This window comes from Pseudomonas emilianonis (assembly GCF_023072625.1).
GTDB classification, from domain to species: Bacteria; Pseudomonadota; Gammaproteobacteria; order Pseudomonadales; family Pseudomonadaceae; genus Aquipseudomonas; species Aquipseudomonas paraveronii.
Genome location: NZ_JAKNRV010000198.1, coordinates 1 through 9,488 on the forward strand (window position 1 = coordinate 1; position 9,488 = coordinate 9,488).

A 9,488-nucleotide genomic window follows, 5' to 3' on the forward strand; every position below is an offset into this window, starting at 1 on the left:
CGGCGCGCACACGTGGGCGAGGGTGCGGCTGATAAACAGCGCTGGCTCGATGCTGTCGATACTCATCGGGTCGCTGACCTGACGGTGCAGCAGGAAGGTCTCGCGCACGTGGTCGAGCAGCATGATGAGGATAACCAGACCACGCAGGGCGTCGATGGACAGTAGGCGTTGGCGTAAGGGAACAGCGTCATTCATGGTCGATGTTCACAAGGGCAGGACGAAAATCGGATGTTATCTTATAACGTATTTATGCGCACTGCTGCGTGTTGTCACTGAGGGCGAGGACGCTCGTGCCTACCACTGGAAGAGGCTGCTGATGAGCAAGCAACACACCGAGGCAATCCATACCCCGCATGCCGTCGTCGACTTCTGGACGCAAGCCGGCCCCAAGCGCTGGTTCGCCAAGGACGCTGCGTTCGACGCCGCGTTTCGCGACACCTTCTACGCCACTCATCTGCAAGCGGCCCGGCGTGAGCTGGAGGGCTGGTTGAGCTCGGCGCAGGGCGCGCTGGCCTTGCTGATTCTGCTCGATCAGTTCCCGCGCAACGCGTTTCGCGGCACGGCGCATATGTTTGCCACGGACCCATTGGCGCGCTTGTATGCGCGGCGCATGGTAGATGCCGGGCTGGATCAATTGATCGAGCCGCAATTGCGTGCGTTTTGCTATCTGCCGTTTGAGCATTCTGAAAACGTGCAGGACCAGCAACGCTCCCTGGTCCTCAACCAGCCGTTGGACGCCAACACGTTCCATTGGGCCAAGGAACACGCCCGGATCATCGAACAGTTCGGGCGCTTTCCCCATCGCAATGAGGTGCTGGCCAGGCTGACCACGGGTGAAGAGCGGGCCTTTCTGGAGCAGGGCGGGTTTGCCGGTTAAACCGCTATTCCGCCGAGGAATGCCCCTATAAAAACAGCGCATTGTCTTTATCGCCGCCGATCTCGTAGCGTGGGCTTTCACTCAAGGAGATCCGTCATGAACCAAGCCGCGCTGCGCCTTTACGTTGATTCGCTGTTCGCCAGCCCCTATGCGATGTCGGTGTTCGTCACCCTGCGCGAAAAAGGTCTGGCATTCGACACCGTGGTCCTTGATTTGGATGCCGCGCAACACCAGACGCACGACTTTGCCCGACTGTCCGTGACCCAGCGCGTGCCGACGTTGGTGGACGGGGACTTCGCCCTGTCAGAGTCCTCGGCAATCAGCGAATACCTGGACGAGGCTTACCCCGAAACGGCCGTGTACCCGGCCGATCCAAAGCAGCGGGCGAGGGCGCGGCAGGTTCAGGCGTGGTTGCGCAGCGATTTGCTGCCGATTCGTCAGGAGCGTTCGACGTTGGTGGTGTTCTATGGGCAGCAGATGCCGCCGTTGTCGCCGCTGGCCGAGGCCGCCGCACACCGCCTGGTCAGTGCGGCGCAGGTGCTGTTGGCGGGTAATCCGGCGTACTTGTTCGGCGAGTGGTCGATTGCCGATTTGGACCTGGCGGTGATGCTTAACCGCCTGATCCTCAACGGCGACAGCGTACCGGCCGAGTTGGTGGACTACGCGCAACGCCAATGGCAGCGGCCATCGGTGCAGGAATGGGTCAATCTGCCAAGGCCCGCGCTTTAGGCCATTCCTGCGCTACGCGCCGGTCCAGCTCTTCCCAGTCGGCCATGCCCAGCACGCGAGTGGTGTTCAACCCTCGCAGGTAGCCCAGCAATTGCTGGGCGCTGGCTTGGGCATCGTCCGAGTCGGCCGTCGGGTCCTGCAAGACACGTTCATAGTCGACCAGGTAATCGGCAACCCGCTCGCGGTACTCCGGCAATACGGCTTCGCGGATGCGGTCGAAGGTTTTTTGGTGGGGTTTCATAGCGTGGTCCTTATAGATTTTATGTAAGCACTATTGGTTCAGATAATAGTCATCATCGAGGATTGCAAGTTTTGTTTTTTCAGGAAAAGCGGAAAATCGCCCCATCGAGACGCAGTTCAAGGAAATCGCGCGATGAGGACGTTTATTCAACTGGCTTTAATGACCCTGATGATGAGCACTGCGGTCATGATCAACCCGGCAATCGCCGATGAATTGCGTGAAGGCCATTTGCTATCACTCGGCGCTAGCGTAGACTCCCTGCGGCACGAGCAGTCAGTGGGGGTGCTGTACAGCGAAAACACGGTCGACAACCTCAGCTACCTTGAACGCTACCACGACACGGCCTTGAATGGCGCCAGGGATGCCCTCGATGGGCGCATCCGCGAGGCGTTCGTCAACAGCTCCGACCCGGAGTTGGCCATCGACTGGTTGATGAGTTCGTTGCAAGGCACGTTTTTGTCGGTGACCGTTTACGACACGCTGGATGCGCTTGTGCAGGCTCACCCCGATGTGGTGGTGATGCTCGACACCCATAACCAACTGTTGACCCCGCGTAACGATCAGGTCGAGGCGCATTTTATCGCGCGCTTCTATGACGCGAACCTGCAGTACATCGCCAAGGCCGAAGGCTCGGTGCATAAGCAAGTGTCGTCGGTGTGGGCCCATGACAAGGCCGCCCCGGAGATTGCCGCGCAGATCGAGCAGCAGCGTGATGTCCAGCTCGATGCCTTGAAGCAATTTGATGTGTCGCTCAAGGCGTTAGTCCGAGCGGGTTGATGTGAACGTTTCCTTTTATATAGTCAGGATTTTTATGCGCTATTTTTTCGCCCCGGCCCCGGCCTTTGCTTCCTTGTTACTGGTCGGTTGTGTGTCTTCTCCGAATGCTCCGACATTGGCCCTGCAAACCGCCAAGACCCCCGAAGGTTACATGCAGTGCGTGTTGCCAAAACTTGAAAAATACAACATCACTTCGACCGTGACGCAGAACTCGCGCCACGCCAGGGTGGTGTTGACCAGCAAGATTGCCGCCGATGATGTACTGGAGGCCTACAAGTCCCAGGACGGTACCAAGGTGTTCCTGTATGAGCGCAAGCCGCTCGCGTCGACCATCACGCCGTCGCGCCTGGAGTTGACGGCGCAAGAGTGCAAGTAACCGCAGGCCACCGATAAACCCTGTGGCCGTGGCTATGGTTTAAGGTGTTGCTTCGTGACTGAAGCTGTCGACAACCTTGATCAGCCCTTGAGCTGCCAACGCCACCAACTCACCGCCTTTCTCCACGGTCGCCAGGGCCGGGTCCGAGCCCATGCGCCCGTCGGGGAAACGCGTGCGGAAGTCCAGCGCTTCACGGATCGGCCCGGTGTTGGCGATCTGCGGCGAATAATCGGCGGACTTGATCGACTCCGGATAAGCCCACTGCGTCACGGCGATCTCCGACGGCGTGGCATGGCTGCCGTGGCCGACCGGGAACTGTCGGTGAGCCAGCTCGTTGACGCCTTCCAGATCCCACCAGTTCACCAGTTTCAGCGCAAACCCGGCCGGTTGGCGGGCGAAGCTGGCTTCGGCGTACAGCTCGGAAAACGCCGCTTCAATCGTAGCGATGTTGCCGCCATGGCCATTGAGAAACAGGATCTTGTCGAAACCGTGCCCGGCCAGTGAACGTACCCAGTCGCCAATTGCAGCAATAAAGGTGGATGGGCGCAGCGAAATGGTGCCGGGAAAGCCCAGGTGGTGCTGGGCCATGCCGATATTGAAGGTCGGGCCGATCAGGATGTCAGCGTGCTTTTGCGCTTCGTGGGCGATGATTTCCGGGCACATCCAGTCGGTGCCCAACAGGCCGGTGGGGCCATGTTGTTCGTTGGAGCCGATGGGGATCACCACCGTGCGGCTGCGCTCCAGAAACCGGCCGATCTCGATCCAGGTGGACTTATGTAGAAGCATGCGACGCTCTCTCTTATCGGTGGGGACAGGCTAACCGCCACGGATTGTACGACTACTCGCCACCTGTTGGGGTTTGCAGTTGAGGTAGGTCGAAGACTTCAACCAGCGCTGGTCCGGGTACCACGAGAACATGAACTGCCCATCCTTGAGTTTATCCACCACCTGGCGCGCCACCTGCGGGCGCACCGCCGGGCAGCCCTGGCTGCGGCCGATACGGCCTTCGCGCTTGCTCCACAAGGGGCTGACATAGTCGGCGGCGTGAATCACCAGGGCCCGGTCACGCGCCTGATCATTGAAGCCCGGCTCGAGGCCGTCCATGCGCAGTGAGTAGCCATGAGTGCCCAGGTAACTTTCCCGGGTGCGGAACAGGCCCAGGCTGGACTGGTGGCTGCCTTCACGATTGGAGAACTGGGTGGCGAAGTTTTCCCCGGACTTGGCCCCGTGGGCCACCAGGTCGCGCAGCACCAGGGTCTTTTTGCGCAAATCGAAAATCCATAGCCGACGAGCGGTCGAAGGCTGGGAATAGTCAATCACGGCCAGGCGCTCGGAACGATCCTCGCCATTATTGACCGCGCACTGCACTGCGTTCAGCGCGCTTTTCAGTACAGCGGGATTGAGTTCTGGAGCCGAGCGCGCCAGGCTGCTATACAAGGAAACAGGGTTGCCGTCGGCGGCGAGCGCAACGGTGCTCAGCGTAGCCACGGTCAAGGTCATCAGGCCGAGGCGGCACATAAAAGTCAGCATCTACAGTACATCCCCCCACTGTGGATTGGAGCAAAGCTATTGTTCAAAAAACACGCATGTTACTTGAGCATTTGCTTGCTCGTTGCACCGCTGGTCGCAACAGCCGACGAAGTGCTGATGGACGCGTTGCCGGTGATTCCGGCGAGCCCGGTGCAACAGGCCCTCGCGCAGTTGCCGAGCGTCTGCCCCAGCCTTGCCCCGCGCATCGACGCGGCGACATTGGCGCGCCTGCAGGCGTTCTATCAGCAGCAGGGTGATGTGCCGCTGTGGGCCGCCGCCGAACGCCGCCAGGCACTGCAAACGCAGTTGCTGATGCTGGCCGACGACGGCCTGGACCCCACCCACTATAGCCTGCCCTCGGCGGATGCCGCGGCCAACGTGCTGTGCAGCGATATCGGCACCAGCGAGCAGTACCTGCGCGCCCTGCAGGATTTGCATTATGGGCGCCTGCAGCAATCGCGCTTCGAACCGCTGTGGCATTCCCAGCCGCCCACCCGCGACCCGGATACCGAGGTGTTGGCCTTCGCCAGCGCGGGCTTGCACGACATGGCGCAAGCCTTCGACCAGGCCCGCCCCGCTGCGGATTTATACCGCAGCCTGCGTAACGTCTACTCCACGCTGCGCCAGCAGCCGTTGCCCCATTGGGATGCGGTCGCCAGTGGACCGCTGTTGCGCCCCGGCATGGAAGACCCGCGCGTACCGGAACTGGCGCGGCGCCTCTATCGTGGCGGCTACCTCGCCAGCGAACCCAAGGGCAACGGCAAGCAGTACCGAGACGAACTGGTGCAGGCGGTCAAGGCCTTCCAGGTCAGCCACTCGCTGCAATCCGACGGCGTGATCGGCGCCGGCACCGTGGCCGAACTGAACATCAGCCCGTTGATGCGCCGCGAACAGTTGCGTATCAACCTGGAGCGCTTCCGCTGGCTGAGCCAGGACCTGGAGCCCGAAGGCGTGCTGGTCAACGTCGCCGCCGCGCAACTGAGCGTCTATCAGAGTGGCATCCCGGTGTGGCAAACCCGCCTGCAGGTCGGCCGCGCCGAACGCCAGACGCCGCTGCTCAAGTCGCGCATCACCCGCTTGACCCTCAACCCGACCTGGACCATCCCGCCCACCATCATGCGCGAGGACAAGCTCCCGGCCATCCGCCTCAACCCCGAATACCTGCGCCAGCAAAACCTGCAAGTGCTCGACCCCGAGGGCCGCCCGCTGGCCCCCGAACACATCGACTGGGCCCGCCCCGGCAACATCCTGCTGCGCCAGGAAGCCGGTCCGCGCAACCCGCTGGGCAAGATCGTCATGCGTTTCCCCAACCCGTACTCGGTGTACCTGCACGACACCCCCAGCCAACCGCTGTTCACCAAAGGCCCGCGCGCGCTCAGCTCGGGTTGCGTGCGGGTTGAACAACCCTTGCTGCTGCGCGACCTGCTGGTGACCCCGGCAGAACGCACTCGCACCGATGAATTGCTGGCCACCGGCGTGACCCATGAATTCCGCCTGGCCACGCCGGTGCCGGTGTTGCTCGGGTACTGGACCGTGGAAGTGGATCGCCAGGGTGGGTTGGTGTATGCGCCGGATATTTATGGGCGCGACCTGGTGTTGATGAAGGCGATGGGGAGCGTGCTCTGATTTGCCACAGTCCACAGCACACCCCATGACGCTGCCTTGCGTGAAGATGCACGCGCATGGCGACGATTTCATCATCATCGATCGCCGTGGTCTGGATGATCCGATCACCGCGCAGCTCGCTCGCCGCCTCGGTAATCGTCACACCGGCATCGGCTTCAATCAGTTGGCGGTGGTGCTCGACTGTGCAGACGCCGCCGCGCGGATCAAGTTCTGGAACCCCGATGGCACGCCGCTGCAAACGTGCGGTAGCGCCACGCGCGGTGTGGCCGACCGGCTGATGCACGAAGCCGGCACCGATTCCATCGTGCTGCGTACTGACCGAGGTTTACTGACATGTGTGCGTGAGTCGGGGCGGCGGGTGTCGGTGAATATGGGCGCGCCATCGCTGGGCTGGGAAACAGTGCCGCTGGCCGAGTCGATGGACACCCTGCGGTTGCCACTCGAAGGCAACCCCGCGGCGTGCAGCATGGGCAACCCCCATTGCACCTTCTTTGTCGCGGACCTGGCCGCCGTCGACGTAGAAACCCTGGGCCCGGCACTGGAAGTTCACGCGCTGTTTCCCGCCAGGACCAATGTGCATTTTGTCCAGGTTGTTGATCGCGGGCATATTCGCCTGCGTATCTGGGAGCGTGGGGGCGGGGTGCCGCTAGGGTCCGGCTCGTGCTGCTGTGGCGCCGTGGTGAACGGAATTCGACGCGGCCTGCTTGACGATAGCGTTGAGGTGCAATGTGACGGCGGCACGCTCACCGTGCAGTGGGACGGGCAGGGCGGCGTGGTGTTGACCGGGAGCGTGGAACCGATCATGCACGGCATCGCCATGCGTCTATAGGATAAAGTTGCGCCTTGCGATGAATCCTCAGGTAACCCCTATGAGCCCAGCCCAGGCCGTCGCGATCATTCTGAACAACATCACTGCACTTTAGAGCAGGCTCCCCCTCTCATGAAATGAGCTATCCGGCCATGGCGCTCACGCCAGCACCCTGTAGTCGTTCTGCTGGATCACCGGCCGGTGCTGGCCTTGGACCAGGTGAAGGTAACGGCCGTCCACCAGGTCGATGGGCAGGCAGTCGTCGATGTCCAGCACGCCGTCGGTGTGGGCCTGTGACCAGTGGCGCAGCAGCTGTTGCTTGCCTTTGAACGTCGCTTCCTTCTTGTCGCGGGCAACCACCAGCAGGTAGTGATGCGCCTCGCCAAAGCGGTTGGCCTCATAGCCGCCCAGGTTGATGAAGTACAGGTGGTGCGCGCCGGCCTGGGGCGCCAAGTGGCTGAGCTCGACTTTCCAGCCGTCGACGCCATCGACCGCCATCCACGAATCGATGTGCACGCCCTTGGGGCTGCCAAACCAGGCGTCGCGCAACTGTGGGTAGGTGGCGTCCAGCGTATCCGCCACGGCGAATACCACGTCATGGACTTCGATCCTGGCCCGTGGGTGCTTACCCCCGAGCATTACGACAAACAGCATTGCAGGCCCTTCCCGGCGATTTGGCAAAGGGCAACCATACTTCGATTGAACCCTTTTGTCCGGTGAATGCCACACTGTTAACCCGCGAACACATCAGGAGGTTGTCATGCGAACCATCGATCTGGCCGGTGTTCCCGTCCCAGTCATCGGCCAGGGCACCTGGCGCATGGGCGAAGACCCGGACCGGCGCCGCGCCGAAGTCGCGGCGTTGCAGTGCGGCATCGACGAGGGCATGAGCCTGATCGATACCGCGGAAATGTACGGCGAAGGCGGCGCCGAAAGCGTGGTCGGCGAGGCCATTCGCGGCAAGCGCGAGCAGGTGTTCCTGGTGAGCAAGGTCTACCCCCATAACGCCAGTCGCACGGGTGTGCCCCGTGCGTGCGACGCCAGCCTGCAACGGCTGGGCACCGAATACATCGACCTGTACCTGCTGCACTGGCGCGGTCAATACCCGCTGGAAGAAACCGTCGAAGCGTTCGAGCGTTTGCGCGAGGCCGGCAAGATAGGCCGCTGGGGTGTATCCAATTTCGACGTGGCAGACCTGCAGGAACTCGCTTCACCGGCCTGCGCGACCAACCAGGTGCTCTACAACATTCAAGAGCGCGGCATTGAATTCGACCTGCTGCCGTGGTGGCAACAACATCACTTGCCGTTGATGGCTTACTGTCCGATCGCGCAAGGCGGTGAGTTGCTGTCCAGCCCCACCCTTAAGCAGATCGCCCATCGGCATCAGGCGACTGCCGCGCAGGTCGCGCTGGCCTGGGTGTTGCGCCAGGAGGGGGTGATCGCCATCCCCAAGGCCGTTACGCCGGAGCATGTGCGGCTTAACGCTGCCGCCGCTCAACTGGTGCTGGACGAGCACGACCTGGATGCCATCGACCGGGTGTTCGGGGCGCCCAAGCGCAAGCATCCGCTGGCGATGGTGTGACGCGATAAAACCCGCGTGGCACTGCGGGTTCATGGCATGCGGTGTCAGCCGCTCACACCATGCAGCTCACAGTATGCGTCCCAGCTCATCCCCGCCATCTGCGCCACTTCCCTATGCACTTCGAGGCGTTGCGCTTCGAATGCCTGGGCGGATTCGGCCGTCAGCTTGAGGGTCAGCTCCCAGGCAAACAGCCCCAGGCGCTCGGCTTCGGCTTCGAACGCTTCATGCAGGCGTTCGGCGCGATATTGCGCCAGGGTTTCGCCTTTGGCCTGGGCGGCCAGCGGGTTCAGGGTGTCCAGTTGGGTGAGTACATCCGGGTGCTCATGCAGGAATCTGTCCAGCGCGAGTTGATGGGTATCGCCGGGTTGGGACAAAGGTTTGCTCCTAGAAAAATGTCAGGCACCCGTGCCGGTGTCCTGGCGAGCCTGTTTACGCCGGGCGCGTTTGTGCAGGCGGCGGTTTATCCTGGTTCGTATGGGGTCAAGGACGAAGAGTAACAGGTACGCCGTCAGCACCAGCGTCAGGTCCATCCAGGTTTCGCTGATGGGCCCTGAAAACACTTCTACGAGCGCCTTGATCAGATAGAGCAGCGCAACCCCACATAACCACAGTACGGCGTTAAACATCAGTGGGTGCATTGTATTCGACCACTTGTGTTGCATCTCAAGCCAACCTCCTTGCTGCCTGCGACTTCAACCTGTTCCCTGGTTGGAGTATCAGGGAATCCTGAGAACGTCGCCGATTTTACCTCTTGAAGCTGGCTTAGGGATTGGTTCTTGTCAGAAAGTTCCATTGCTCAATAGCGAACGCGTCAGTGATCGTGCTGAGGCACCTTAAAACGCAGGTGTACGAGCGCAAAACTGGCCAAGGCGGCCAGACGCTCGGTGAAGCGCAGTTTGAACAGTGTTTGCGCCATCCTGAGCACCCACGGTGATAGGGCGA

At 61.6% G+C, this 9,488-nt stretch carries 13 protein-coding genes and 1 pseudogene; 7 read left to right on the forward strand and 7 right to left on the reverse strand.

Translation table 11 applies throughout. The features are described 5' to 3' along the window. Window positions 1-195 (reverse strand): annotated as a pseudogene (locus tag L9Z73_RS18755) (hypothetical protein); the annotation flags it as partial. 121 nt (window positions 196-316) lie between these two features. Between L9Z73_RS18755 and L9Z73_RS18760 the strand changes: the two are divergent. Continuing rightward, window positions 317-877, forward strand: a complete 561-nt coding sequence (locus tag L9Z73_RS18760) for a DUF924 family protein (protein WP_247403896.1) — start codon at window positions 317-319, stop codon at window positions 875-877. Between the two features lie 96 nt (window positions 878-973). Continuing rightward, on the forward strand, window positions 974-1,606 hold the full coding sequence (yfcF, locus tag L9Z73_RS18765; RefSeq protein ID WP_247403898.1) for a glutathione transferase: 633 nt from the start codon (window positions 974-976) through the stop codon (window positions 1,604-1,606). On the opposite strand, the gene L9Z73_RS18770 is transcribed toward yfcF, so the two are convergent. Next, window positions 1,581-1,847, reverse strand: coding sequence for a hypothetical protein (locus L9Z73_RS18770; protein WP_247403901.1), 267 nt, complete (start codon window positions 1,845-1,847; stop codon window positions 1,581-1,583). The two genes, yfcF and L9Z73_RS18770, sit on opposite strands and share 26 nt — an antisense overlap. 132 nt (window positions 1,848-1,979) lie before the next feature. Here L9Z73_RS18770 and L9Z73_RS18775 point away from each other — a divergent pair, with 132 nt between their 5' ends. Together L9Z73_RS18775 and L9Z73_RS18780 are read left to right on the forward strand one after the other, a co-directional pair. Beyond that, on the forward strand, window positions 1,980-2,624 hold the full coding sequence (locus L9Z73_RS18775; RefSeq protein ID WP_247403905.1) for an ATPase: 645 nt from the start codon (window positions 1,980-1,982) through the stop codon (window positions 2,622-2,624). A 34-nt stretch (window positions 2,625-2,658) separates the two neighbouring features. Beyond that, complete coding sequence (locus L9Z73_RS18780) at window positions 2,659-3,000, forward strand: hypothetical protein (RefSeq protein WP_247403908.1); 342 nt, start codon at window positions 2,659-2,661, stop codon at window positions 2,998-3,000. Window positions 3,001-3,039: 39 nt separating this feature from the next. Here the strand turns inward: L9Z73_RS18780 and L9Z73_RS18785 are convergent, their stop codons facing one another. Both L9Z73_RS18785 and L9Z73_RS18790 read right to left on the reverse strand, forming a co-directional pair. Beyond that, window positions 3,040-3,786, reverse strand: a complete 747-nt coding sequence (locus L9Z73_RS18785; RefSeq protein ID WP_247403911.1) for a creatininase family protein — start codon at window positions 3,784-3,786, stop codon at window positions 3,040-3,042. A gap of 30 nt (window positions 3,787-3,816) precedes the next feature. After that, window positions 3,817-4,530 (reverse strand): murein L,D-transpeptidase catalytic domain family protein, encoded by a 714-nt coding sequence (locus L9Z73_RS18790; RefSeq protein WP_247403913.1) that lies wholly within the window; start codon window positions 4,528-4,530, stop codon window positions 3,817-3,819. Between the two features lie 39 nt (window positions 4,531-4,569). On the opposite strand from L9Z73_RS18790, the gene L9Z73_RS18795 reads away from it, so the two are divergent. Together L9Z73_RS18795 and dapF are read left to right on the forward strand one after the other, a co-directional pair. Then, on the forward strand, window positions 4,570-6,156 hold the full coding sequence (locus L9Z73_RS18795; RefSeq protein ID WP_247403916.1) for a L,D-transpeptidase family protein: 1,587 nt from the start codon (window positions 4,570-4,572) through the stop codon (window positions 6,154-6,156). Between the two features lie 25 nt (window positions 6,157-6,181). Next, window positions 6,182-6,985 (forward strand): diaminopimelate epimerase, encoded by an 804-nt coding sequence (gene dapF / locus L9Z73_RS18800; protein WP_247403922.1) that lies wholly within the window; start codon window positions 6,182-6,184, stop codon window positions 6,983-6,985. Between the two features lie 138 nt (window positions 6,986-7,123). Here the strand turns inward: dapF and L9Z73_RS18805 are convergent, their stop codons facing one another. Continuing rightward, window positions 7,124-7,618, reverse strand: a complete 495-nt coding sequence (locus L9Z73_RS18805) for a DUF1543 domain-containing protein (RefSeq protein WP_247403925.1) — start codon at window positions 7,616-7,618, stop codon at window positions 7,124-7,126. Window positions 7,619-7,724: 106 nt separating this feature from the next. Here L9Z73_RS18805 and L9Z73_RS18810 point away from each other — a divergent pair, with 106 nt between their 5' ends. Continuing rightward, window positions 7,725-8,546, forward strand: coding sequence for an aldo/keto reductase (locus L9Z73_RS18810; protein WP_247403927.1), 822 nt, complete (start codon window positions 7,725-7,727; stop codon window positions 8,544-8,546). A 44-nt stretch (window positions 8,547-8,590) separates the two neighbouring features. On the opposite strand, the gene L9Z73_RS18815 is transcribed toward L9Z73_RS18810, so the two are convergent. Beyond that, window positions 8,591-8,920, reverse strand: coding sequence for a DUF6388 family protein (locus tag L9Z73_RS18815; protein ID WP_247403930.1), 330 nt, complete (start codon window positions 8,918-8,920; stop codon window positions 8,591-8,593). A gap of 21 nt (window positions 8,921-8,941) precedes the next feature. Continuing rightward, a complete protein-coding gene (locus L9Z73_RS18820) occupies window positions 8,942-9,172 on the reverse strand; it encodes a hypothetical protein (protein WP_345894171.1) in 231 nt (76 codons plus the stop codon). Between the last annotated feature and the right edge of the window lie 316 nt (window positions 9,173-9,488).